The organism is Pedobacter sp. ok626, from assembly GCF_900100435.1.
Taxonomy (GTDB): Bacteria; Bacteroidota; Bacteroidia; order Sphingobacteriales; family Sphingobacteriaceae; genus Pedobacter.
This window is the reverse complement of the sequence record NZ_FNEX01000011.1, coordinates 172353-198757: the sequence shown is the minus strand read 5'-3', so window position 1 is coordinate 198757 and position 26405 is coordinate 172353. Positions and strand designations below refer to the sequence as shown.

The window sequence follows — 26405 nt, the reverse complement described above, 5'->3', positions numbered from 1 at the left end:
TCTGCAATATCATGAAACAATATAATAATCTATATAAAACAGCAGCTTTGGGTATTGGTTTAGCCCTTAGCATTGGTATCCTGCCTTCCTGCAACAAAGGTTTCCTGGATGTTCCTGAACAAGGTAAGCAACAAAGTACGGTCTTCTGGAAAACGGCTGATGATGCCACAGCTGGAGTAAACGCTATTTATGGGAACCTACGTTCCTGGGAAAACACTGCATTTCCGGCCATTGCTATCGAAAGTATCGGCTCTGACGATGCAGACAAAGGAAGTACAGCATCTGATGCCAGTTTCTTTTTACAATTCGATCAGTTTACGATCGACCCGGATCAGGGAAATATCTCAGGCTTCTGGAATGGACAATACCGGAATATCAATTATACCAACCAGGTACTGGATAATGTTCCAGGCATAACCATGGATGAGAACCTGAAAGCAAGGTATTTGGCCGAAGCTAAATTTGTACGCGCCTTTTCTTATTTCAGGCTTGTACGCGCTTTCGGAGGAGTTCCGCTGCGCTTACATGTTCCTAAAGATGCAAATACAGACTACAATCTTCCGAGAGCATCTGTTGCAGAAGTATATGCACAAATTGAGAAAGACCTGAATGAGGCGGCAGCTGTATTGCCCCCATCTTATACTGCAACAACAGATATTGGCCGTGTAACAAAAGGCGCAGCATTAACCTTACATGCCAAAGTTGCGATGTACCTTAAAAAGTGGACAGATGTAATGACTTACACCAATACGGTAATGGGCATGGGCTATTCCTTGCTTCCCAACTACGAAAAGGTGTTTAGGATAGAAAATGAAAATAGCGTAGAATCTATTTTTGAAATCCAGTGTGCATTATTGCCAAATAATAAAGATGCTTCTAATTCTCAATATTCTCAGGTACAAGGTGTACGCGGTGTAACCGGTGGCGGATGGGGATTTAATGTTCCTTCAGCCAATCTGGCAGCAGCTTATGAAACCGGAGACCCAAGAAGGGATGCGACCATCATTTTCAGAGGCGAAACTACACCGTCGGGCGACGTGATTTCAGCAACAGGAGATAACCCAATGTACAACCAGAAATCATATGTTCCTTTCTCCTTGTTTGTATCAGGCTTTAACGAAGGTGCACAACAAAATGTACGTATGCTTCGCTATTCCGATGTATTACTGATGAATGCTGAGGCCGCCAACGAACTAAACAATAGTGGTCAGGCGATCTCTTCTCTGGAACAGGTTAGACTAAGGGCTCGTCAAGGAAATACGGCCATTCTACCTAAGGTAACTACAACCGATCAGAATGAAATGAGAAAAGCAATTTACAGAGAAAGACGTGTTGAATTTGCAATGGAGTTTGACCGCTATTTCGACGTGATTCGTCAAGGACGCGGAACTGAAGTTTTTGGTCCTAAAGGATGGAAAGCCGGTCGTAATGAAGTATGGCCAATTCCGCAGACTGAAATTGACTTGAGTGGCGGGGTCCTTACTCAAAACCCAGGCTTCTAAAGAACAAATGAACTGTAGGCTGCTGATTTTGGTCAGCAGCCTTTTTTAGCAATAATAATTATGGCAAAAGGCAGACTTTTTACAGTACTTTTTCTGGTGCTCACATCCTGTTCAATAATAGTTCCGCAGCCTGCGAAGGCGCAAAAAAACAACACAAAAAATATTCCTTCACAATTAAAAATCCAGAAGGGATTAAGTGATGATCAACTATTGGATCTTGTGCAAAAACAAACCTTTAGATATTTCTGGAATTTTGGTCATCCGGTTAGCGGCATGGCGCGTGAACGTAGTAATGTTGCCTTTGGCTATGGGGATGAAGTGGTAACCACAGGAGGCACAGGGTTTGGAATTATGGCAACTATCGTGGCTACTGACCGAAAATGGATCAATCGCGACAGCGCATCCGCGTATCTGTTAAAAATGGTTAAATTTTTAGCTAAAGCCGATGCTTACCATGGTGTATTCCCACATTGGCTTAATGGCACAACAGGCAAAACCATCCCATTTAGTCGCAAAGACGACGGAGCCGACCTGGTCGAATCATCTTTTCTATTCCAGGGCTTACTAACTGCCAAACAATATTTCAATGCAGATAACCCGGTAGAAAGTGAGTTGAGGAACCGCATAACCTGGCTCTGGGATGAAGTAGAATGGGATTGGTTTACTAAAGGGGGAGAAGAAGTATTGTACTGGCACTGGAGTCCAAACAATGGCTGGGCAATGAATTTTCCACTAAGGGGATACAATGAATGCCTCATTACTTACGTACTCGCAGCTTCTGCAACAAGATATCCGGTATCGGCTGCTGTTTACCACAGAGGCTGGGCACAAAGCAATTTCTTTTTGAATGGTAAAGAATTTTATGGGCATAAGTTACCGCTCGGCTTTGACAATGGTGGTCCTCTATTTTTTTCCCATTATTCCTTTTTAGGATTGGACCCAAGGGGATTGAAAGACCGGTATGCCGATTACTGGGAGCAGAACAAAAATCATACACTAGTAAACAGGGCCTATTGCCTTGCAAATCCAAAACAATACAAAGGCTACGGACCAAACAGCTGGGGGCTAACGGCTAGCGATAGCTGGCAGGGTTACGCAGCCCATTCGCCCAATGAAGACCTAGGTGTAATTACGCCTACAGCAGCCCTATCTGCCTTCCCTTATACCCCCGAATATTCTATGCAAGCATTGAGGCATTTCTATGAAGATCTCGGCAATAAAATATGGAGTGAATATGGCTTTGTTGATGCCTTTAGCGAACAGCACAACTGGTATGCAAAATCGCATCTGGCCATAGATCAGGGACCTATTATTGTGATGATTGAAAATTATCGCAGTGGTCTGCTGTGGAAACTCTTTATGAGCAGTCCAGAAATACAAAAAGGCTTAAATAAACTTGGTTTTACGAGTTCGGCCTTGCCTCCATCAGTAAAACAATAAAAGAACATACAAGCACACACATAATGAAATTCCTATCCTTACTTTCCCTATCCCTGCTCCTGGCCGTTAACACCGGTTTTGGGCAACAGAAAAAGGCAGTTCCTTCGACCAACAAAAAAATGGACACTTTCCTCAACAACCTGATGTCGAAAATGACACTAGATGAAAAAATAGGGCAGCTAAATTTACTGACAGGAGGTGAAGCCACCACTGGATCTGCTGTAAGTACAGATGTGGAAAGCAAGATAAAAAAAGGACAGGTAGGCGGCATTTTCAGCATGACTACTCCTTCGCGCATCCGTCGGGCGCAGGAAATTGCAGTTCAACAAACCCGACTAAAAATACCCATTATATTTGGTCAGGATGTGATTCATGGTTATAAAACCACCTTCCCTATTCCACTTGCCCTTTCCTGTACCTGGGATATGGCATTAATAGAAAAAACAGCCCGCATTGCTGCTATTGAAGCCACTGCCGACGGAATAAACTGGACCTTCTCCCCTATGGTCGATATTTCCAGGGATCCACGCTGGGGCCGTATCTCTGAGGGTTCCGGAGAAGACACCTACCTCGGATCACAAATTGCAAAGGCAATGGTTAAAGGCTACCAGGGCGATGATCTCTCGAAATACAATACCATGATGGCCTGTGTAAAGCATTTTGCTTTATATGGCGCTGCAGAGGCAGGAAGGGATTACAACACAACAGACATGAGTCTGGATCGTATGTACAATGAGTATTTGCCACCTTACAAAGCTGCCCTTGATGCTGGAGCGGGTAGCATTATGACTTCTTTTAACGACATCAATGGTGTTCCGGCAACGGCCAACAAATGGTTAATGACGGATCTATTGCGCAAGCAATGGGGTTTTAAAGGTATGGTTGTTACCGATTATACTGCCGTAAACGAATTGATAGACCATGGTCTGGGTGATCTTCAAACTGTTTCGGCTTTATCTTTAAATGCAGGCGTAGATATGGATATGGTTGGCGAAGGCTTTTTAACCACGCTTAAAAAATCAGTTCAGCAAGGCAAGGTAAAACAACAAAGGGTTGACGAGGCTTGTCGCCTTGTACTGGAAGCCAAATACAAACTTGGCTTGTTTGAGGATCCTTTCCGTTATTGCAATGAAGAAAGAGCAAAAACAGAGATTCTAAAACCAGAACACCTTGCGTTTGCCCGGAAAGCAGCTAGCGAGTCTTTTGTGCTTTTAAAAAATGACCAACAGATCCTACCCTTAAAAAAAACTGGCACCATTGCTTTAATAGGACCTTTAGCCAATACTGGTTCCAATATGCCAGGCACCTGGAGTGTAAATAGCGACTTGGCCAACACCAAATCTCTTTTACAAGGAATGCAGGCAGCAGCAGGTACCGAAGTTAAAATCTTACATAGTCTAGGCTCTAATTTGCTTGCTGATGCTCAATACCAGGAAAGGGGAACTATGTTTGGCCGGGATATCCCACGCGATAATCGTCCTGAAGCAGAAATTATCGCTGAAGCTGTAAAACTAGCTCAACAAGCTGATGTAGTGGTCGCTGCATTGGGCGAAAGCTCAGAGATGAGTGGTGAGGCCTCCAGCAGAACAAATATTGAAATCCCTGAGGTACAAAAACATTTGTTGCAGGCTTTACTTAAAACGGGTAAACCGATGGTGCTAGTCTTATTTACCGGCAGACCTTTGGCTTTGAAATGGGAAAATGAAAATGTACCTGCGATTTTAAATGTTTGGTTTGGCGGTACTGAAGCTGCGAATGCTATTCCAGATGTTTTGTTTGGCACAGTAAACCCATCTGGAAAACTGACGGCGACCTTCCCTCAAAATGTAGGTCAAGTTCCGCTATATTATGCACACAAAAGTACAGGTAGGCCATTAGAAGAGGGCAAATGGTTTAGTAAATTCCGTTCCAATTACCTTGATGTAAGCAACGATCCGCTTTATCCATTTGGATACGGCTTAAGTTACACTACTTTTGCTTACAGCAATTTAAAACTAAGCAAAACCAGCTTTAAAACTGGTGAATCCATCATTGCCAGTATTGAGGTAAAAAATACAGGAGCTTTCGAAGGCAAAGAAGTCGTGCAGTTATATATTCAGGATCTTGTAGGCAGCTCTACCCGCCCCGTTAAAGAGCTGAAAGCTTTTCAAAAAATCAGTTTAAAACCCGGAGAAAGTAAAACAGTAATTTTTAAAATCACTGAAGAGGATTTGAAATTCTACAATACTGCTTTAAAATTTATTGCCGAGCCTGGTGATTTCAAAATCTATATCGGAGGCAATTCCAGAGATGTAATGGAAACGAAATTTGTTTTATCACCTCTAAACAAACAAAATTAGGAATAACTAGCCTGAACCTAGGTGGAGTTAGCCTAAATCAACAAGTAATATCAGGACAAGGCATGCTTCTGCAATGACAAGGGAATAAGTAGGGGATAAATAGGGAATGAGTAGCGGGTTGCCTTAGGGTTGCCTTACCCTTGCTTTAGGGTTGCTTTACCCCTAGGGTAAGTCAAGGGTAAAGCAACCCTAAGCCAACCCTAAAGCAAGGCTAAAGCAACCCCCTATTTTACCTCTACTTATTCCCTATTTATCCCCTATTTATTTCATTGCCTGACAAAGCCATTTCAGGCTCTTCCCAAAATTTGCCCTAAACTCTGCTTGCTTACAAACTCATTGTTTGCAATAGCCTTATCACGTATCTTGCGAGCCGCTTTTACAGCCTCCTCTTCGCATGATGCCATCAGATAAATGCAAATTTGATCTCCTTCAAAAAAGTAATGCTCCTTGATGGCAAGTTCAGATCGCTGCAGGTCATTGGCCAGTGAAATCACATATACATCGGAATTTCTCTCTAGCTGGATAAAATAACAGTCCCTGGTGATATCGGTGTAAAAACCTGGGTTAAGGCGGCATTCCAGAATCTGAGCATCGCTAAATGTTCGAAACCTGTTGAAATAGGCTTTAGCGGCAAATGCGTCATCAAAAACTACATGGACAGGGATGTCCGTTTCGGCATTTGGTTCCAGAATAAAATAAAGGCTTTCGTTGTTTTCTTCGTCGTTGAGTTCCATATTATTGTTTGTTAAACAGTTGATAATAGGAGTCCCTCGCGAGATTTTAGCAGTAGGCTTAGAGATCGGTTTTAACCACAGATCGGGTTAAAAATGAAGATGCGCTTAGTATTAGGGGCCTAAAGTAAATCCGCAACGCTCGGCTTCTCACGACCTTGAACACGGATTACAATAGCCCCATAACACTATAGCGCACCGTCAAAAGTACAACAATATTTGTTATGGGTTTAATCTATTGCCTCGGTTCATTAATTGTGAGAATTTGAGCATTCGAGACTCTTTAAATTAATACCTCATTTAAGAAGTAATTGATAGGTTGTTTATATTTCTTTAGTTCATTGGCTTGATATTTTGGTCTAAATTCAGGGCTATAACCTCTAGCCAAATATCATTAGAAACTTTAAATAAAAAAAATATCTAAAAAATTAACTATAGATTTAATTAAGTAATTTTTCAAATCGCATCCATTTGTAGAAATTGATTACCAAATTCCCAGAACGAGTAATTAATTCTTCGATCATAAACTTCTAGTATAATTGAATGTTTACCAAAAACAACAAAAGTTTCAATCATAACGTAATCTTTTATAGGTATGCATTTTTTTGTACGTTATGATTGAAGAAAATATAATACTGGATTACACAAAAGTTTCCACAGCGTGGACAGCACATTGTACTTATGCGCTTAGAAAAAGAGTATAAATTTAGCGAGATCGCAGCAATTCTTAATATTTCAGAAAATAATGCAAAGGTACAAATGAGCCGCGCAGTTCGTTTTATGCGAAAAGAGTTTTTGAAATATAAAGGGTTTAATAGAAAGCTATGAAATTAAGTTCTGTTCGCTGTAGAAATTTGGTGTAATGTAGAATACTGTATCGATAAAATAAAGTAAGCCATCACAACAAAGAACATTTTCATCATGCAAATCTTCAAAAATGATACCCAACTTAGCATTTTGATAATCATTGTTCCGCACGTGGTCAAACTGATTATATTCAAGGAAAGACCTTAGCGCCTTCAGGTCAGTTGTTTCCGTAGCTAGAATAAAGTCTTGTTTGACAACCGCAAAAAGAGCATTGTCAATTATTTTAAAACCGAGAAATTCATATAGGGTTGATTTAAAAAAATAATTATGAATCAGCAGGCTGCTAAAATAGTCTAACCAATATTCGTAAAAGACGCTCCCGTTAAGTTTGATCACACTATGATTATCAAAACGGTAAACCCTTTGTTCAGCTCCTTCGCTTATGAATAAATCTTCTGATATATCCCCAGAAAAGATAAGATTCTCTTTTTTAGCAAACTCAATCAGGAGTTGTTCTTCTTCACTTTTGAGACGCTTTTGTTCTTCAGGTTTTGAGCCTGTTTTCGCATTTCCTCTAAGGAAATTGTGGACTTTTTTGAGTTGGCTTCTGTAGCCATCCTGTCCATTTTCGATAATGATACTCTGTAATTCATCTTTAATTTGCTTCATTAAGGATTTATTACACAAATATACGATTTTTTATTGATGAAACTAACAAAGAGGCGATGTCAGCGCCCCCCTTGTCAAGGAGTTACAAGTTCAGATAAATCTGCTGAAGATACAACACCCATCACCAGAGTATTGTAGAAGCCAGCAGAATTCGATAATTTAGTTAAATGAACAAGCTCCAACTAACCTTCTCCATCATTCTCCTGTCTTACGGTTTAAACAGTAAAGCTCAAGATTTAACAAAATACGAGAGAGTTACTTTTATAAAGGGAAAGGACAGTATTAGCTACAGAGTGCTGTTTCCTGAAAATTTTGACCGCACCAAAAAGTATCCAATCCTTTTCTTCCTACACGGAAGTGGAGAGAGAGGTAATGATAACCAAAGTCAGCTGACCCATGGAGGGGGCTTATTTTTGAAGGAAGAAGTAAGAAAACAGTTTCCTGCGATTATTGTATTTCCGCAATGCAGCTCTGACAGCTTCTGGTCTAATGTAGAGTTTAAACAAGATGCTACAGGCAATAGAGAATTCCTTTTCCAGGAAGCAGGCCAACCGAGTAAAGCTATGCAAGCCTTATTGGCCATGATAGATAATTTCGCTAAAAAACCTTACGTAGATAAACATCAAGTATATGCGGCTGGATTATCAATGGGGGGAATGGGCACTTACGAATTACTAAGACGCAAACCTAAACTATTTGCTGCTGCATTTACGATTTGTGGAGGTGATAACGTGGCTAATGTCCAAAAGTATAAAAATACGCCAATGTGGATATTTCATGGGGAGAAAGACGATGTGGTCCCTGTTCTATATTCAACAAGCATCGCTGATCAGTTAAAAGTACTAGGCAGTCCTGTTAAGCTAACCCTATACCCTAATGCGAACCACAACAGCTGGGACTCTGCCTTTGCAGAGCCCGAATTATTGCCGTGGTTATTTTCTAAGCATAAATAGCTTTATTAAAGCTATTCAGCCATATTGTGATAAACGGCCTGAACGTCATCGTCCTCTTCCAGTTTATCAATTAATTTGAAAACATCAGCTGCCTGCTCTTCAGTTACAGCAGTATGTGATAAAGCGATGCGTTCCAGTTTAGCACTTTTCATTTCTACACCAAGATCTTCTAGCGCTTTTTGCATTTTTCCGAAGTCCTCAAATGCAGTTTGTACTACTGCAATATCATTTCCTTCTTCATCAGCCTCAAGATATAAATCTTCTAAACCAGCATCGATCAATTCAAACTCCAATTCTTCCAGATCTCTTTCTCCAGGGATAAATCTAAAGATCGACTTGCGGTTAAAGATGAAATCTAATGATCCTGTTTTACCCAAAGTACCACCAGTTTTATTGAAGTAGCTACGTACGTTAGCAACTGTTCTGTTGGTATTATCTGTAGCAGTTTCGATAAGCACAGCTACACCATGCTGTCCATAACCTTCGTATACATACTCTTCGTATCCATTCTCATCCTTATTAGAAGCACGTTTGATTGCAGCATCTACCCTATCCTTAGGCATATTTACTGCCTTGGCATTCTGGATTGCGGTACGTAAACGCGAATTGGTATCAGGACTAGCACCGCCATCCTTTACAGCCATTACGATCTCTTTACCTATCCTGGTAAACTGCACGGCCATTTTGGCCCAACGCTTAAATTTTCTTTCTTTTCTAAATTCAAATGCTCTTCCCATTTTCTATTTTTATTTTTTACTTTCTCTTAGTCGACAGGATCCCCCTTTGACCAGATACTTTATTTTTTTAAGTTCTTTAACATGTCTATTGTCAGCTTTGCTAAATCAAATTCTGGTTTCCAACCCCAGTCTTTAGCCGCGTAACTGTCATCTATAGACCTTGGCCAGCTATTTGCAATTTGCTGACGTGGATCATTATCGGTGTAAGTTAAGGTAAATTCTGGAATATGCTTTCTGATTTCAGCAGCAAGGATCTCAGGCGTAAAGCTTACACCTGTAAAATTATAACTAGAACGGATAGAGATTTTACTCGATTCTGCGTCCATCAATTCAATAGTTCCCCTTATTGCATCATCCATATACATCATCGGTAATTCTGTTGCTGCATTTAAAAAAGAAGCATAAGTTCCTTTCATCAACGCGTCATGGAAGATATGAATCGCGTAATCCGTTGTACCTCCACCTGGGGCAGCCTTCCAGCTAATCAGTCCAGGGTAACGGATACTACGTACATCCAGACCATACTTATTAAAGTAGTATTCGCACCAGCGCTCACCGGCAAGTTTACTTACTCCATATACTGTATTTGGGTCCATCACACAAAACTGCGGAGTTAAGTCTTTAGGCGAATTTGGCCCAAACACCGCAATAGAGCTAGGCCAGTAAACCTTTGCTGTTTTATAAGTAATGGCCAGGTCTAAAATATTCAATAACCCGTTCATGTTTAAGTCCCAGGCTAGCTTTGGATTTTGCTCGCCTGTGGCCGACAGTAACGCAGCCAGCAGGTATACCTGTGTTGGCTTATATTTTTGAAAGATGTTATTTAAGGTATCCTTTTCAAGTACGTTTACAAACTCAAAAGGTCCAGAATTTTTGATATCATAATCAGGTCTGCGGATATCGCAGGCAATTACATTATCTTCACTATATGCTTTACGTAAGGCAGTAACTAGTTCAGTGCCGATCTGGCCATTAGAACCTAATACTAATATTTTTTCACTCATAAATAATTTATGGATTTTGGCAAAGGTAAATAAATGAACAAACCTATTCAAAAATGTTCGTAGCAACCAAAATTTATAGTTGATTATTTACAGCGTATTGCTGGGCTATTTTCAAATCCCTCTATACAACTAATTGTTAAAAAGTTGATTTAGTAACAAAAACATTATATATTTACTTTATGGTGTATTTATGACACTAACTATTTTATTTTGCTTAATATTACAAAACAAAACGCAGTTTAAACACACAATAACAACCAAATATGAACAGAAGAGAAGCAGTGAGAAACGTTGCCTTTTTAATGGGGGGCGCGTTATCGGCAACTACAATTGGCGTATTTCTGGAGGGTTGCAATTCACCAACCACTAAGGCAAAAGGCAGTTTATTTACGGAAGATCAGCAAAAACTGATTACTGAGGTCGCAGACATTATCATTCCTACAACGAGTTCTCCTGGCGCAAAAGCGGCGGGTGTTGGACCGTTCATTGCGATGATGATAAAGGATTGTTACCCGGACGATGCACAAAAAGCTTTTGTTAAAGGCCTTGAAGATCTGGACAAGCAAGCGAAGGATGAATATAAAAAATCCTTCCTGGAACTAACCGTAGCTCAACGTCAGGAATTGCTAGGTAAACTTAGGGACGTAACCGTTGCTGCTACCAAAGCAGAAAAGGAAAATCTTGACAAACAGGAACAAGCTGAAAGAGATAGACAGAAGACAAACCCTGTAGATCAGGCAAAATCAGCCACCGAGGGTACCGGCACGATTTCGATACTTCCTAAGGATCCTCCTAAAACGGAACCGCGTTTCTTTTCTATCATCAGAGACCTTACCCTACTGGGTTATTTCACATCAGAAATTGGAGCCACTCAGGCTTATGCATTTGTTGAAATTCCGGGTCGCTACGATGGTTGCGTAGATTTAAAACCTGGTCAGAAAGTTTGGTCGTAAACCTTTTTATATAATTAAATAATGAGCAATTTAAATGTTAAAGCAACAGCACAGAACACTTATGATGCAATTGTTGTAGGATCTGGAATTAGTGGCGGCTGGGCAGCAAAAGAATTAACTGAAAAAGGTTTAAAAGTTTTATTGCTGGAAAGAGGCAGGAACGTTGAACATATAAAAGACTATACCACGGCTATGAAAAAGCCTTGGGAATTTGAGCACAGGGGTAAATTGACCGAAGCGCAAAAAGAAACCCATCCGGTACAAAAAAGAGATTATCCGTATACAGAATTTAATGAGAGCTTCTGGGTAAATGACCACGACTGCCCTTATACTGAAGTAAAGCGTTTTGACTGGTACCGCGGCTTTCATGTTGGTGGTAAATCATTAATGTGGGGTAGACAAAGCTACCGTTTCAGTGACCTGAACTTTGAAGATAACTTAAAAGATGGTCACGGTGTAGATTGGCCGATTAGATATAAAGACATTGCCCCTTGGTACGATTATGTAGAGAAATTTGCAGGTATCAGCGGACGCGCTGAAAACTGGCCGGCATTGCCAGATGGTCAATTCCTCCCTCCTATGGAATTTAATTGTGTAGAAAAGGAAGTTAAGAAACGTATTGAAGCCAAATGGAATAAATCGCGGATCATGACCATTGGTCGTACAGCCAACTTAACGGTTGAGCATGGCGGCCGTGGTAAATGTCAATACCGTAACCTTTGCAGTAGAGGTTGTCCTTTTGGCGCCTACTTTAGTACGCAATCGTCAACTCTACCAGCCGCCGTTGCTACAGGTAACTTAACATTACGCCCGTTTTCATTGGTAAACTCTATCATTTATGATAAAGAAACCCAAAAAGCAAAAGGTGTAGTAGTTATCGATTCGGAAACAATGGAGACTACTGAGTTCTTTGCAAAGATTGTATTCGTAAACGGATCAACTCTAGGAACCACCTTCGTTTTATTAAACTCTACTTCTGATGAGCATCCTAACGGTTTAGGTAATGGCAGCGGACAATTGGGACATAATTTAATGGATCACCATTTCCGTACCGGTGCAAATGGTAGAATAGAAGGATTTGAGGATAAATATACCTACGGAAAGAGGGCCAATGGAATTTATATTCCAAGGTACCAGAACATGGGTAATGATAAACGTGATTATTTAAGAGGCTTTGGTTACCAAGGCGGCGGAAGTCGCGGTAACTGGCATGCTGATGTAGCAGAGTTGGCCTTTGGTGGTGATTTTAAAGATCAAATGACCGTTCCGGGTTCATGGAATATGGGCTTAGGTGGATTCGGTGAATCACTTCCTTATTTTGAAAACAAAGTCTACATCGATAAAAGCAAAAAAGACAAATGGGGACAACCTGTTTTGGCCATCGATTGCGAGTTTAAAGATAACGAGCGCAAAATGCGTGTTGACATGATGAATGATGCAGCAGAAATGCTGGAGGCTGCTGGTGCTAAAGATATCCAAACATTTGACAAAGGTTCTGCGCCGGGTATGGCTATTCATGAAATGGGAACAGCACGTATGGGCCACGATCCTAAAACATCTGTTTTGAATAAATGGAACCAGATGCACGAAGTAAAAAATGTTTTTGTAACCGATGGATCATGCATGGGCTCGGCCGCATGTCAGAACCCATCATTAACTTATATGGCACTAACGGCCAGAGCATGTGATTTTGCAGTTAGTGAATTAAAAAAAGGTAACCTTTAATGGAGAATAGAAAAATTAGAATGGGCATGATTGGTGGCGGTAAAGATGCTTTTATCGGCGCCGTTCATCGTATAGCTGCAAATATTGACGGGCAGGTTGAATTCTGCTGTGGTGCATTGAGTATTAACCCTGAAGTTGCCAAGGAATCTGGTAAAATATTGTTCCTTCCTGAGGACAGGACTTACTTAAATTATGAAGAGATGATTACGCAGGAGAGTAAATTACCTGCGGATAAACGGATAGATTTTGTAACGATTGTAACGCCTAACTTTGCCCATTTTGCTCCTGCAATGATGGCGCTTGATCATGGCTTTAATGTGGTGATTGAAAAACCTATCGCTTTATCGCTTGATGAGGCTAAGCAATTGCAACAAAAGGTTAAGGAAACAGGATTGATTTTATGCTTAACGCATACTTACTCTGGTTATCCAATGGTAAAACAAGCTAGACATATGGTTGCTGAAGGCCAATTGGGTGCCATCAGAAAGATCATGGTCGAGTATCCTCAAGGCTGGTTAAGCACACTTACTGAGCGTGAAGGTAATGCTGGCGCAGCATGGCGTACTGATCCTGCAAAAAGTGGAAAAAGTGGTTGTATGGGAGACATAGGTACTCATGCAGCGCAATTAGCGGAATACATTTCTGGATTGAAGATTACTAAACTTTGTGCTGACCTGAACATCGTGGTGCCAGGCAGAGGTTTAGATGATGATGGTAATGTGCTGCTTAAGTTTGACAACGGAGCAAACGGAGTTTTAGTCGCCTCGCAAATTGCTGCTGGTGAAGAAAACGCCTTAAAAATCAAAATGTACGGAGAAAAAGGTGGTCTGGAATGGCACCAAATGGAACCGAATACTTTAATTGTTAAATGGTTAGATCAACCTGCACAGATATATCGTGCTGGACAAGCTTATCTATCTGATGTTGCGAAGCACAATACCCGTGTACCGGGAGGTCACCCAGAAGGTTACCTTGAAGCTTTTGCAAATATCTACAGAAACTTTGTGCTGACTTTGAGAACAAAACTACAAGGCGGAACGCCGACAGCAGCAATGCTCGACTTCCCGAATGTTGATGATGGCATCAGGGGAATGGCTTTTATTGAAAACACTGTGGCTTCGAGCCAGTCGGACCAGAAATGGTTTGATTTTAAAATATAAATAACAATGACAACGATTAAAGGACCAGGAGTTTTCTTAGCCCAGTTTATTGGAGATGAAGCCCCATTCAATTCATTGGATGCCATTTGCGAATGGGCAGCAGGCCTTGGATTTAAAGGTATTCAAATGCCTACACTGGATGCACGTTTCATCGACTTGCAAAAAGCAGCAGAAAGTAAAACTTATGCAGACGAGCTGAAAGGAAAAGTTCAGTCGTACGGATTAGAGATTACCGAACTATCAACTCATTTACAGGGGCAGCTGGTAGCAGTAAACCCTGCTTATGACCTTGCCTTTGATGCTTTTGCACCAGATGCTTATAAAAACAATCCAAAAGCCAGAACAGCATGGGCTGTTCAACAAATGAAGTATGCAGCAAAAGCCTCACAAAATCTTGGCTTAAATGCACATGCTACTTTTAGCGGATCCTTATTATGGCATATGTTCCATCCATGGCCGCAGCGCCCTGAGGGCCTGGTTGATGCAGGTTTTACGGAACTGGCAAAAAGATGGATGCCGATCCTTAATGAATTTGATACTTGTGGTGTGGATGTTTGTTATGAAATACATCCTGGAGAGGATTTGTTTGACGGCATCACTTACGAGATGTTCCTTGAAAAGGTAAACAACCATCCCCGCGCCTGTCTGCTGTACGATCCTTCGCATTTTGTATTGCAACAACTAGATTATATCCAATACATCGATTTTTATCATGAGCGCATCAAAGCATTCCATGTTAAAGATTCAGAATTTAATCCTACAGGTAAACAGGGTACTTTTGGCGGTTATCAAAGTTGGGCCAACCGTGCCGGCAGATACCGTTCTCCTGGGGATGGACAAGTAGATTTCAAAACCATTTTCAGTAAACTGGCACAATACGATTATAAGGGTTGGGCAGTAATGGAATGGGAATGCTGCATAAAAGATGCTCAGGTTGGCGCCAAAGAAGGTGCTGAATTTATTAAAAAGAATATTATTAAAGTAACAGACAGGGCTTTTGATGATTTTGCTTCTTCCGGTGGAGATGATAATTTCAACAATAAGATTTTAGGCCTGAATCCATAAAACAATAAAATGAAACCATCATGTGCTGCAGAACACAAACCGAAACGAATATTTTTTTGGTAGCACATGATAGCTTCATCACCGTTAAAGACAAATTAAACTGATGAAAAAAACACTATTAGCACTAGGCTGCCTTGTATTGGCAATGGCCTCATGTTCAAGTCCTGAAGAACGTTCTTCAACTACAAGTACTACAACAACTACTGAAAGCCCAGCAACAACTACTGAGACTCCAGCAGCTGAAGCTCCCGCGGTTAAAGGCGAAGGAGAAAAATTGATTGCAAAATCTGACTGTATTGGCTGTCACAACAAAGTACAAAAAGTGATTGGCCCAGCATATGTAGATATCGCAGCTAAATACCCTTTAAATGACGAAAATGTAAATCATCTTGCGGATAAGATCATTGCAGGTGGTAAAGGAGTATGGGGTGAAGTTCCTATGACGCCACACTCAGCTTTAAGTAAAGATGATGCGAAAAAAATGGTTAGCTATATTTTATCGCTAAAAAAATAAACAACACACAAAAAGAACCATACAACTAGAACCACACACAAATGGACCACACAAAAAAAGATCAAGAATCTTCATCCAGGCGGAACTTTCTAAAGACCACCGCTATCGCAGCATCGGCATTTATGATTGTACCGCGCCATGTTTTGGGTGGAAGAGGCTTTTTAGCCCCTAGCGATAGACTTATTACTGCAAGTATAGGCGCTGGCGGTAAAGGACAAGCGGATATTTCCGGTATCTATAAAAGCGGAAAAGCCGATATTGGATTCCTTTGCGACGTACATGATAGTAGAGCTGCGGCGAGCGTAAAAGCTTTCCCAAAAGCAAAGTATTATAGGGATTACCGTGAAATGTTGGAAAAAGAGGCTAAGAACTTTGATGCAGTTTCTATTTCTACCCCTGATCATAATCATGCTATACAAGCTATTGCCGCTATGCAGTTAGGAAAGCATGTGTATGTTCAGAAGCCTTTAACCCATGATATTTATGAAGCGCGTGCTTTAACTGCAGCAGCTGAAAAATATAAAGTGGTTACGCAAATGGGTAATCAGGGTGCCTCTAATGATGGTCCAAGGTTAATGAAGGAATGGTATGATGCCGGCTTAATTGGCGATGTACATACTATCTATGCATGGACTGACAGACCGGTATGGCCGCAAGGTATTCCATGGTCGGCCAATAAAGCGCCAATACCTGCTGATCTTGATTGGGATTTGTGGTTAGGTACTGCTCCTTATAAAGATTATGTAGATAAACTTGTTCCTTTTAACTGGCGTGGCTGGTGGGATTACGGAACCGGAGCGTTAGGAGATATGGGTTGTCACCTATTGGAAGCTCCTTTCAGTGTTTTAAATCTAAAATACGCGACTGAAGTTCAGGCTAGCGTTGGTTCTGTATATGTTGATGAGTTTAAAAGAGGGTATTTCCCTGATAGCTGCCCACCATCAAGTCATGTGACTTTAAAATTCCCTAAGACTAATAAAACAAAGGGTGACGTTACTGTACATTGGATGGACGGTGGTATACAACCTGAAAGGCCTGAAGAATTAGGCGCCAACGATACATTTGGCGACGGTGGAAACGGCACCTTGTTTGTTGGGACAAAAGGTAAAATGATGGCTAGTACTTATGGTGCAAATCCACGTTTAATTCCTTTAAGCAGAAATGAGAATATCAAAGTAGCACAAAAATTTGCTCGTGTTCCAGATGGCGCTAACGGTCATTACACACAATGGGTTGATGCTTGTATCGCTGGTTATGGCAAAAAAGAGCTAAGCTCTCCATTCTCTATTGCAGGACCGCTTACAGAATCATTGTTAATGGCTAATCTTGCGATTAGAGGTACTGACATCCAACGCAAAAATGCAGAAGGAAAAATTAAGTATCCAGGCAGAAACATTAAATTACTTTGGGACAATGCCAACATGAAGATCACCAATTTTGATGACGTGAATCAATTTGTAAAACGCGAATACCGTAAAGGATGGTCGCTTGGTGTTTAACCAGAATTAAAGTACAAAGCGTAAAGAACAAGGATAGAAAACTAAGAACATGAAAAAATATATCTTATCAGCCATTGTGTTAACCGCACTATTTGGTGGAAGCGTTGCTCAGGCTCAATCGGGCAAAAAAGGTTTTACTAAAATATTTGACGGTAAAACAACGAAAGGCTGGCATACTTACGGTAAAACTGCCGCAGGCTCTAAATGGACTATTGAGGGTGGCGCTTTACACTTCAATCCCAATGGAGATAAAAGTGGCGGTGGCGATTTAGTAACGGACAATGAGTACAGCAACTTTCATTTAAAAATAGATTGGAAAATTGCGCCTAAAGGCAATAGTGGTATCATTTACTATGTAAAGGAGGATCCAGCAAAATATCATCAAACTTATAGTACGGGTTTAGAAATGCAAGTATTGGATAATGATGGTCATAGCGACGGTAAAATACCAAAACACCGTTCAGGGGATTTGTATGATCTTGTTAAAAGCAGTTCTGAGCCGGTAAAACCTGTTGGCGAATGGAATACAGCTGAAATCATTTGCAAAGATGGTAAACTGGAGCAATACCTAAATGGCGTAAAAGTAGTATCGACTACACTTTGGGACGACAACTGGAAATCGCTTGTTGCCGGAAGTAAGTTTGCAAGCTGGCCAGATTGGGGAACTTACAAATCAGGAAAAATAGCACTTCAAGATCATGGAAATGAAGTTTGGTACCGCAACATCATGATTAAAAAGCTATAATAGATCCAAAAAAAAGAAATAAATAACCAAACATGAACTTAAATAACCGCATCAAATTATCAACCATGATGTTCCTGGAGTTTTTTATCTGGGGTGCATGGTTTGTAACACTTGGTACCTTTCTTGGGCACAACCTTAGTGCTACTGGTGGTCAATCAGCCGCCGTTTTTTCAACTCAATCATGGGGTGCCATTATTGCCCCTTTTATTATTGGGCTTATTGCAGACAGATATTTTAATGCTGAAAAAATTCTAGGCATCTTACATTTAGTTGGTGCCGTTTTAATGTACCAGATGTATAATGCTACCGACATCAATGGGTTTTATCCATATGTACTGGCTTACATGATTTTGTTTATGCCGACGTTAGCACTGGTCAATTCGGTATCCTTTAACCAAATGAAAGATCCGGAAAAAGAATTTTCTACCATTAGGGTTTGGGGAACTATTGGCTGGATAGCTGCCGGATTGTTAATTAGCTATGTATTTCATTGGGATACTGACCAGGGTGTAAAAGAAGGCTTACTAAAAAATACCTTCATGATGGGCGCAGTTGTGTCTCTAATCTTAGGTCTATTTAGCTTTACTTTACCTAAAACTCCGCCTAAAGTTGCATCAGGAGAAAAGGTGAAAATATCAGAGATACTTGGTCTTGATGCTTTGAAGCTATTAAAAGATAAGAACTTTGCCATATTCTTTATCTCTTCTATACTGATCTGTATTCCACTAGCGTTCTACTATCAGAATGCGCATTCGTTCCTTTCTAATGTAGGCCTTGAAAACCCTACAGGTAAAATGACAATTGGACAAGTATCTGAGGTGCTGTTCTTATTATTATTACCAGTGTTCTTTAGCAAATTTGGCTTTAAAAAGACCATTTTAGTAGGTATGCTTGCCTGGGGTGTCCGTTATGCACTATTTGCTTATGGTAATGCGAGCGATTTAAGCTTTATGCTGATCATTGGTATTGCATTGCATGGTATTTGTTACGATTTCTTTTTTGTATCGGGACAGATTTATACGAATGCTGCTGCAGGTGAAAAATATAAAAGCTCTGCGCAAGGCTTAATTACCCTTGCAACTTATGGTGTGGGTATGCTTATTGGCTTTGAAGTTGCAGGGCTAATCACTGACTCTTACAAAACCAGCGAAGGCGCTTTCGATTGGAAAATGATCTGGATCATTCCTTCGGGCATCGCATTTGTAGTATTCCTGTTGTTTACGCTCTTTTTTAATGATAAAAAGAAAGTTGAAGCTTAATTATTTAATAACCAATGAGTGAAAATCTAAGCAGGAGAACTGCACTGAAAAATATTGTTGCCGGAACCGCCGCTTTAGGCGTTTCGGCGGCTATACCCGCTTTTGCTCTGGAACAGACTAAATCCACGATGCTAAAAGGAAATATAAACCATTCGGTATGCCGTTGGTGCTTTGGAAAGATGGAGTTGGATGATTTGTGCATCGAAGCAAAAAAAATTGGCATTAAAGCTATTGACCTTGTAGGCCCTAAAGACTGGCCCACACTAAAAAAACATGGATTATATTCATCTATGTGTAATGGTGCGGAGATCAATTTAGTGGATGGCTGGAATGACCCGCAATTTCATGCTACGCTGATTAAAAACTATTCGGAAATGATTCCTAAAGTTGCTGAGGCGGGCTATACACAACTGATCTGCTTTAGCGGCAACAGACGTGGTAAAGATGATGAGACCGGGCTTAAAAACTGCGTTGATGGCTTGAAACAGGTATTACCACTAGCTGAAAAGCACGGTGTAGTACTGGTAATGGAGCTATTAAACAGTAAAATAAACCACAAGGATTATCAATGTGACCATACTGCCTGGGGTGCAGAACTGGCGAAAAAGTTAGGCTCTGAAAACTTCAAATTACTATATGATATTTATCATATGCAGATTGATGAAGGAGATGTGATCCGTAATATCCAAACTTTTCACCCATACATTTCTCATTACCATACTGCGGGTGTACCGGGCAGAAATGAGATTGATGATACCCAGGAATTATATTACCCTGCCATTATGAAAGCAATCCTTGCAACCGGATTTAAGGGTTATGTGGCACAGGAATTTATTCCAAAATATGCAGATAAAATAAAATCATTAAGAGATGCCGTAAATATTTGCGACGTTTAAATTGAAAGTATATGAACTCGAGAAGAACTTTTATTAAACAAGCGGGACTTGCTGCAGCAGGAGCGCTTTTACTACCATCTATTTCTTTTGCGGCAGGCTCAAAGAGAAAAGTTGGACTACAGTTGTATTCATTAAGGAATCAACTTCCTAATGATGTAAAAGGTGTAATAGAAAAAATTGCTAAGGCAGGATATAAAGAGGTAGAGACTTATGGTTTTTCACCAACTGGTGGTTACTGGGGTCTGGATGCAAAATCATTTAAAAACTTACTTACCGCAAATGGCTTAACTACGCCAAGTGGTCATTTTGGTTTTGATGAATTCATCAAAACTGGCAACAAGGATTTGTTAAAACCATATATAGAAGGAGCTGTAGCGGTTAACAATCGTTATTTTACCATTGCTCACATAGGAGAACCGCTAAGAAAGTCGCTTGAAGATTACAAGAAAGTTGCAGGCCGTTTAAATGAAGCAGCCGAACTGGTGAAACAATCTGGGTTAAAATTGGCTTACCATAACCATGCTTTTGAATTCGAAAAGCATGAAGGTGGAACTACCGGTTATGAAATCTTTTTAAATGAAACAGATAAAAACCTGATCAGATTTGAAATGGATTTGTATTGGGTAGTACGCTCAGGAAATGATCCTGTTGCACTATTCAACAAATACCCAGGTCGTTTCCCGATGTGGCATGTAAAGGATATGGATAAGGCTAACAACGGTATAAATACTGAGGTTGGTTCGGGTACCATAGATTTCAAGAACATTTACAAGCATGCAAAGCAGGCTGGACTTGAGCACTTAATTGTGGAGCAAGAGAACTTTTCGAAGGATCCTTTTGTAAGCATTAAGCAAAGCTTTGATTATGTAAACCGCGAACTGATTAAGTAAGAGATATTCTTAACAAGATATTGGGGAGTGGTTGTCAAAAGCCACTCCCCTTTTTTATGATTGAAAAAATACCCATATTTGGAAACTTATTATTTCACCATAAATACAATTGATTAAATAATTAAAAACAAGTAAAACAACAAATTAAAAGATGAAAATTGCAGTAGTTGGAGCCACCGGTCTGGTAGGCACCGTAATGTTAAAAGTATTAGAAGAGCGTAACTTCCCGTTAACCGAATTGATCCCTGTAGCCTCTGAGAAGAGTGTTGGTAAGGAAATCACATTTAAGGGTAAGAAGTACGCTGTTGTAAACATGGAGACTGCGATTTCGATGAGACCTGATATTGCGTTGTTTTCTGCAGGTGGCAGCACTTCATTAGCTGAGGCCCCTCGTTTTGCTGAAGTTGGTACTACAGTAATCGACAATTCATCTGCATGGCGCATGGATCCGTCGAAAAAGCTGGTTGTTCCTGAAGTAAATGCAAGTGAATTATCAGCTGATGATAAAATCATTGCAAACCCAAACTGTTCAACTATTCAAATGGTGGTGGCTTTAAAACCACTTCATGATAAATATAAGATCAAACGCGTTGTTGTTTCAACTTATCAGTCCGTAACCGGAACTGGTGTGAAAGCTGTTGAGCAATTGATGAACGAGCGTAAAGGAATAACTGACGGTCCAATGGCCTATGCTTATCCTATCGATTTAAACGTGATCCCTCAGATTGATGTTTTCCAGGACAATGGATACACCAAAGAAGAGATGAAAATGATTTTGGAAACCCAAAAAATTATGGGCGACAACAGCATTAAAGTTACGGCTACAACAGTACGTATTCCGGTAATGGGAGGTCACTCTGAGTCGGTAAACGTTGAATTTGAGAACGACTTTGATGTAACTGAAGTAAAGAACCTATTGGCAAATACTGAAGGTATCATTTTAGTTGATGATCCTGCAAACCTTAAATATCCGATGCCTAAAGATGCGCATGAGAAAGATGAGGTATTTGTGGGAAGAATCAGACGTGATGAATCTTTACCAAACACATTGAACATGTGGATTGTAGCTGACAACCTACGTAAAGGTGCAGCAACAAATGCTGTTCAGATTGCTGAATACCTTGTAAAGAACCAACTCGTATAATTTTATAAATTATAAACGTTAGAGTGATGTATGAATAGCTTTTACCAGTTATACATACATCACTTTTTTTTTTAAAGCATATGTCTAAAAGATCAGGATTACCTTTTTTATTTCTACTCTTCATCAGTAGTTTCTCTTTTGCACAAAGCCCTATACAGAAACTGGAAAAAGCTTACAACTCTTTTCTGGCAGATCCTCAAACCAAATATGCCATTTCTTCGCTTTGTGTTTTGGATGCCAATACCGGAAAGCCGCTGTTTACTCGTAACGAGCAGACAGGTTTGGCAACAGCCTCTACCTTAAAAGTTATTACTGCTGCCACAGCATTTAGTGTACTTGGTAAAGATTTTCAATTTCAGACGACTTTAGCTTACACCGGAAATATTACTGAGGATGGGGTTTTAAAAGGAGACTTGGTCATTATTGGAAGTGGCGACCCTACTTTGGGTTCGGATAGATACCAGAATAAGGAAAAGGTAGTTCTCACAGAATGGGTTACAGCAATCAAAAAAGCAGGCATAAAAAAGATTGAAGGGACTATTATTGGCGATGACCGCATATTCGGCACGCAAACTACTCCCGAAGGCTGGACTTGGCAAGACATGGGGAATTATTATGGGGCAGGCACCTCTGGATTGTCTTGGCGTGAGAATCAGTTTGACCTCTATTTAAAAACAGGGGCGAACCTAAATGATGCTGCGAAATTATTAAAAACAGTCCCAGAAATCCCATATTTAAAAATTGTCAACGAGGTCAAAACTGGGGCTCCGGGTACTGGAGACCAAGCCTATGTCTTCTTACCTCCTTATGGTTCTGTTGCTTACGTAAGAGGCACATGGGGATTAGGAATTGGCAAATCAAGCATTTCGGCTGCCCTACCCGATCCCGCTTTTGATTGCGCATACCGTTTGCAAGATAGTTTAAAGCTATCGGGGATTAGTGTAACGCAATCGGCTACTACAACGCGCATCATGGCTTTAAACGATCAGCCTATTCCGGAGATCACACAAAAAATCAGCACATTAACTTCGCCGACGTTATCAGAGATCACTTACTGGTTTTTAAAAAAAAGCATTAATCTATATGGTGAGACCTTATTGAAGGCAGTCGCCATGAAATCTGGTAAAGAGGCGACAACGAACGATGGTGCAATAGCGGAAATTAAATTTTGGGCTGATAAAGGCATAGATAAAAATGCTTTAAACATTATAGATGGAAGTGGTCTATCGCCGGCAAATCGTGTTACGACAATGGCCGTAGCTAATGTTTTGTTTCAAGCGCAGAAAGAAACCTGGTTTGGTGACTATTACAAAGCCTTCCCAGAATACAATGGCATGAAAATAAAAAGTGGCACTATAAACAATGTATCAGCCTTTGCTGGTTACCATACCAGTGCTGCCGGAAATAAGTACATCATCGTTATCAATATCAACAATTATTCAGGCTCAGGCATCAACAAGAAACTATTTACGGTATTGGATGCATTAAAGTAATTGGTAAATTGCATCCGTTTCCAGAATTTATAATCCGCTAAAATTCATTTAATGAAGAATATCTTCTCCCTTTTGTGTTTTTTCTTATTCAGTTATTCGGCCATCGGTCAAACTTCTGTCGCACAAACCACCATACCATTAGAAATATCAGATCCTGTTAATTTGCCTCAAGATATTTCCATAATACCCGAGCCAGTAAGTGTTGCTAAGCATGAAGGACATTTTACTTTACCTGCCAACGTAACCATACAATGTCCCGCTATACCGGAAACCCATCAGCTGCTTGTTTTTCTACAGGAACGGTTATCGGTACCTACCGGCAGCTTTGTATCAACAATGAGTAGCAAATCGGCAATTGCGAACATCAAACTATCTCTAAATGATAAAGCAGATCCAATACTTGGCACTGAAGGTTATCAACTATCTGTAACACCAAAACACATTACTATAAAGGCAAACTATGCTGCTGGTTTATTTTATGGCGTACAAAGTTTGCTGCAGCTGTTCCCTGCTGCTATTGAAAGTAAGGAACTTGTGGAAGGAATAGACTGGAAAGCGCCTTGTGTCGAAATTACAGATTACCCACGCTTAGGTTGGAGAGGCTTAATGTTTGATGTTGCCCGTCATTTTTTTACAAAGGATGAAGTGAAACAATACATCAATGCGATGGTGCGCTATAAATACAACATCCTTCATTTACACCTTACAGATGATGAGGGCTGGAGAATAGAAATAAAAGGCTTACCTAAGTTAACAGAGGTGGGTGCATGGAGTGTGAAAAAAGTAGGTGAGTTTGGGAATTTCATCCCTCCTACTGCTGATGAACCACGTAATTATGGCGGTTTTTATACACAGGAAGACATTAAAGAACTGGTACAGTATGCAAAGGAAAGGTTTGTAAATATCCTACCTGAAATTGATGTCCCGGGTCATAGTTTGGCTGCAATTGTTTCTTATCCTGAGTTGTCTTGCACCCCGGGTGCTGAGAACTACAAAGTACGTTCTGGTGAACGTATAATGGATTGGTCTAGAGGTGCCCCTCCTACTGCTTTAGTCGACAATACGCTTTGTCCTGCTAATGAAAAAGTATATACTTTTCTAGATACGGTTATTACACAAGTAGCTGCACTTTTCCCTTTCGAATACATCCACATGGGGGGTGATGAGGCTCCTTTCAATTTCTGGGAGAAAAATGATGCTATTAAAGCCTTAATGCAAAAAGAGGGATTAAAAGATATGCACCAGGTTCAGGGCTATTTTGAAAAGCGTGTACAGAAGATCGTGGAATCCAAAGGAAAGAAATTTATAGGTTGGGATGAAATCCTGGATGGCGACTTATCACCAAGTGCTGCGGTAATGAGTTGGAGGGGAATGAAATATGGTATTGAGGCTGCTAAAAAGCAACATGAGGTAGTAATGAGTCCTAGCACTTATGCTTATCTGGATTATATGCAGGCAGATGCAATAACAGAACCAAGGGTATATGCTTCACTCCGTTTAAGCAAGTCTTACGAATTTGAGCCTGTGCCGACAGATGTTGATCCTAAATACATTAAAGGGGGCCAGGCCAATTTATGGGCAGAGCAGGTATACAACATCCGTCAGGCCGAATACATGACCTGGCCAAGGGGAATGGCTATTGCAGAATCGGTTTGGTCGCCAGCCGCCAAGAAAAACTGGCTAAACTTTTTTGGCAGAGTAGAGCAGCATTTTAAACGATTAGACATGGCGGAGACTAAATATGCGCCAAGTGTATATGATCCTATTTTTAAAGTAAGCAGATCAGCTGACAGGCAGCTACAGATAGAATTGAGTACAGAGGTGCCAGGATTAGAAATTTACTACAGTTTTGACAATTCCTTCCCCGACCGGTTTTATCCGAAGTATACCGAGAAACTAACACCGCCGAAGGATGCAACGATGCTAAAGGTAATTACTTACCGGGGCAAAACGCCTATTGGCAGAATGATGAACATGCCAATTGAAGAACTGAATAAACGCGCAGGAAAGAAATAATATTAAAAGAAAGAGATTGAGATATTTTGTTCACATAGGCTATAACGGATTAAAGTACAATGGCTGGCAAAAACAGCCGGGGGTAATGAATGTACAGGGTGTTATAGAGCAAGCGCTTAACCAGGTATTAAAAACGCCTATATTTATTAATGGCTGTGGCCGTACAGATGCACGTGTACATGCCAGTCAGTTTTTCTTTCATATGGATGTGGAACAGCCCTGGGATTTCGACCTGATATTCAGGATGAATAAGGTGTTGCCGGGCAACATCGCTATTTTTGACATTATCCCAATGGATGGCCAGCAACATGCCCGTTTTGATGCGGTACAGCGATCCTACGACTATTTCATTCATACTTATAAGAATCCTTTTTTGAATGGCCTGAGTTCGTTTTATTTAGTAGATAAGCTGGATTTTGACAAGATGAAGCAGGCAGCAGCCATACTGCCAAATTATAAAGACTACCGAGCCTTTTGCACCAGTCCGGATAAGTACGAACATACCCTTTGCTACGTCAGGTCTGCCAGTCTATCTGTTGACGAGAATGGCGATCACCTTCGTTTCCAGATTTCCTCCAATCGTTTTCTAAGTAAAATGATCAGAATCATCATGGGACAATTGTTAAAAATTGGCAAAGGCGTATTGAGCGTAGAAGAGTTTGAAAGTTACCTGATCAATAATAAAACACCAGACTTGATCACTCCTGCACATCCCGAGGGGCTTTATTTATCTAAAGTGACTTATCCTTATTTGAATCTGCCACCGAGACAGCAGTTTTCGTCTGTTCTACAAATGCAGGCCGACCTAACCTGGGAACGTTTATAAACCTCTTGTTGTTAATATTTTACTATTGTTTCTCTCCT

General features: G+C 40.5%; 23 protein-coding genes. 19 read left to right on the top strand and 4 right to left on the bottom strand.

Translation table 11 applies throughout. The features are described 5' to 3' along the window. Window positions 1–11 precede the first annotated feature (11 nt). From BLS35_RS16255 to bglX, 3 genes are read left to right on the top strand one after another with little or no spacing between them, the layout of a single operon-like run. Window positions 12–1502 (top strand): RagB/SusD family nutrient uptake outer membrane protein, encoded by a 1491-nt coding sequence (locus tag BLS35_RS16255; protein ID WP_090782959.1) that lies wholly within the window; start codon window positions 12–14, stop codon window positions 1500–1502. A 60-nt stretch (window positions 1503–1562) separates the two neighbouring features. Continuing rightward, window positions 1563–2942, top strand: coding sequence for a glucoamylase family protein (locus BLS35_RS16250; protein ID WP_090782957.1), 1380 nt, complete (start codon window positions 1563–1565; stop codon window positions 2940–2942). Between the two features lie 23 nt (window positions 2943–2965). Further along, on the top strand, window positions 2966–5281 hold the full coding sequence (gene bglX / locus BLS35_RS16245; RefSeq protein ID WP_090782955.1) for a beta-glucosidase BglX: 2316 nt from the start codon (window positions 2966–2968) through the stop codon (window positions 5279–5281). Window positions 5282–5568: 287 nt separating this feature from the next. Here the strand turns inward: bglX and BLS35_RS16240 are convergent, their stop codons facing one another. Beyond that, on the bottom strand, window positions 5569–6015 hold the full coding sequence (locus BLS35_RS16240; protein WP_090782953.1) for a hypothetical protein: 447 nt from the start codon (window positions 6013–6015) through the stop codon (window positions 5569–5571). Window positions 6016–6651: 636 nt separating this feature from the next. Between BLS35_RS16240 and BLS35_RS28395 the strand changes: the two genes are divergently transcribed. Next, the gene (locus BLS35_RS28395) at window positions 6652–6840 is read left to right on the top strand and encodes an RNA polymerase sigma factor (RefSeq protein WP_371328250.1); all 189 of its coding nucleotides are present in this window, start codon (window positions 6652–6654) and stop codon (window positions 6838–6840) included. On the opposite strand, the gene BLS35_RS16230 is transcribed toward BLS35_RS28395, so the two are convergent. Then, window positions 6835–7488 (bottom strand): putative polyvalent protein kinase domain-containing protein, encoded by a 654-nt coding sequence (locus tag BLS35_RS16230; RefSeq protein WP_090782950.1) that lies wholly within the window; start codon window positions 7486–7488, stop codon window positions 6835–6837. The genes BLS35_RS28395 and BLS35_RS16230 overlap by 6 nt on opposite strands. 167 nt (window positions 7489–7655) lie before the next feature. On the opposite strand from BLS35_RS16230, the gene BLS35_RS16225 reads away from it, so the two are divergent. Further along, on the top strand, window positions 7656–8441 hold the full coding sequence (locus BLS35_RS16225; protein WP_090782948.1) for a carboxylesterase family protein: 786 nt from the start codon (window positions 7656–7658) through the stop codon (window positions 8439–8441). Window positions 8442–8452: 11 nt separating this feature from the next. Here the strand turns inward: BLS35_RS16225 and BLS35_RS16220 are convergent, their stop codons facing one another. After that, on the bottom strand, window positions 8453–9178 hold the full coding sequence (locus BLS35_RS16220) for a YebC/PmpR family DNA-binding transcriptional regulator (protein ID WP_090782947.1): 726 nt from the start codon (window positions 9176–9178) through the stop codon (window positions 8453–8455). A 59-nt stretch (window positions 9179–9237) separates the two neighbouring features. Then, window positions 9238–10182, bottom strand: a complete 945-nt coding sequence (locus BLS35_RS16215) for an NAD-dependent epimerase/dehydratase family protein (RefSeq protein ID WP_090782944.1) — start codon at window positions 10180–10182, stop codon at window positions 9238–9240. Window positions 10183–10445: 263 nt separating this feature from the next. Here BLS35_RS16215 and BLS35_RS16210 point away from each other — a divergent pair, with 263 nt between their 5' ends. The 14 genes from BLS35_RS16210 (at window position 10446) to truA (ending at window position 26367) form a co-directional block, all read left to right on the top strand. Then, a complete protein-coding gene (locus BLS35_RS16210; protein ID WP_090782942.1) occupies window positions 10446–11135 on the top strand; it encodes a gluconate 2-dehydrogenase subunit 3 family protein in 690 nt (229 codons plus the stop codon). 21 nt (window positions 11136–11156) lie between these two features. Next, window positions 11157–12860, top strand: a complete 1704-nt coding sequence (locus BLS35_RS16205) for a GMC oxidoreductase (protein WP_090782941.1) — start codon at window positions 11157–11159, stop codon at window positions 12858–12860. After that, window positions 12860–14020, top strand: a complete 1161-nt coding sequence (locus BLS35_RS16200) for a Gfo/Idh/MocA family protein (protein WP_090782939.1) — start codon at window positions 12860–12862, stop codon at window positions 14018–14020. Before BLS35_RS16205 ends, BLS35_RS16200 begins: the two co-directional genes overlap by 1 nt. A gap of 6 nt (window positions 14021–14026) precedes the next feature. Then, the gene (locus BLS35_RS16195) at window positions 14027–15085 is read left to right on the top strand and encodes a sugar phosphate isomerase/epimerase family protein (protein ID WP_090782937.1); all 1059 of its coding nucleotides are present in this window, start codon (window positions 14027–14029) and stop codon (window positions 15083–15085) included. A gap of 103 nt (window positions 15086–15188) precedes the next feature. Then, the gene (locus BLS35_RS16190; protein ID WP_090782935.1) at window positions 15189–15599 is read left to right on the top strand and encodes a c-type cytochrome; all 411 of its coding nucleotides are present in this window, start codon (window positions 15189–15191) and stop codon (window positions 15597–15599) included. 41 nt (window positions 15600–15640) lie between these two features. Beyond that, window positions 15641–17098, top strand: coding sequence for a Gfo/Idh/MocA family protein (locus tag BLS35_RS16185; RefSeq protein WP_090782932.1), 1458 nt, complete (start codon window positions 15641–15643; stop codon window positions 17096–17098). 49 nt (window positions 17099–17147) lie between these two features. Then, complete coding sequence (locus BLS35_RS16180) at window positions 17148–17843, top strand: 3-keto-disaccharide hydrolase (RefSeq protein ID WP_090782929.1); 696 nt, start codon at window positions 17148–17150, stop codon at window positions 17841–17843. A gap of 32 nt (window positions 17844–17875) precedes the next feature. Next, window positions 17876–19102 carry a nucleoside permease gene (locus BLS35_RS16175; RefSeq protein WP_090782927.1) on the top strand — a complete coding sequence of 409 codons (1227 nt, stop codon included), beginning with the start codon at window positions 17876–17878 and terminating at the stop codon, window positions 19100–19102. 14 nt (window positions 19103–19116) lie between these two features. After that, window positions 19117–19998, top strand: coding sequence for a hydroxypyruvate isomerase family protein (locus tag BLS35_RS16170; protein WP_090782925.1), 882 nt, complete (start codon window positions 19117–19119; stop codon window positions 19996–19998). An 11-nt stretch (window positions 19999–20009) separates the two neighbouring features. Beyond that, a complete protein-coding gene (locus BLS35_RS16165) occupies window positions 20010–20888 on the top strand; it encodes a sugar phosphate isomerase/epimerase family protein (protein ID WP_090782923.1) in 879 nt (292 codons plus the stop codon). 151 nt (window positions 20889–21039) lie between these two features. Continuing rightward, window positions 21040–22032, top strand: a complete 993-nt coding sequence (locus tag BLS35_RS16160) for an aspartate-semialdehyde dehydrogenase (RefSeq protein ID WP_090782921.1) — start codon at window positions 21040–21042, stop codon at window positions 22030–22032. A gap of 80 nt (window positions 22033–22112) precedes the next feature. After that, window positions 22113–23525, top strand: coding sequence for a D-alanyl-D-alanine carboxypeptidase/D-alanyl-D-alanine endopeptidase (gene dacB, locus BLS35_RS16155; RefSeq protein ID WP_090782919.1), 1413 nt, complete (start codon window positions 22113–22115; stop codon window positions 23523–23525). 51 nt (window positions 23526–23576) lie between these two features. Continuing rightward, window positions 23577–25541, top strand: coding sequence for a beta-N-acetylhexosaminidase (locus BLS35_RS16150; RefSeq protein WP_090782918.1), 1965 nt, complete (start codon window positions 23577–23579; stop codon window positions 25539–25541). Between the two features lie 16 nt (window positions 25542–25557). After that, a complete protein-coding gene (truA, locus tag BLS35_RS16145; RefSeq protein WP_090782916.1) occupies window positions 25558–26367 on the top strand; it encodes a tRNA pseudouridine(38-40) synthase TruA in 810 nt (269 codons plus the stop codon). Window positions 26368–26405 lie beyond the last annotated feature (38 nt).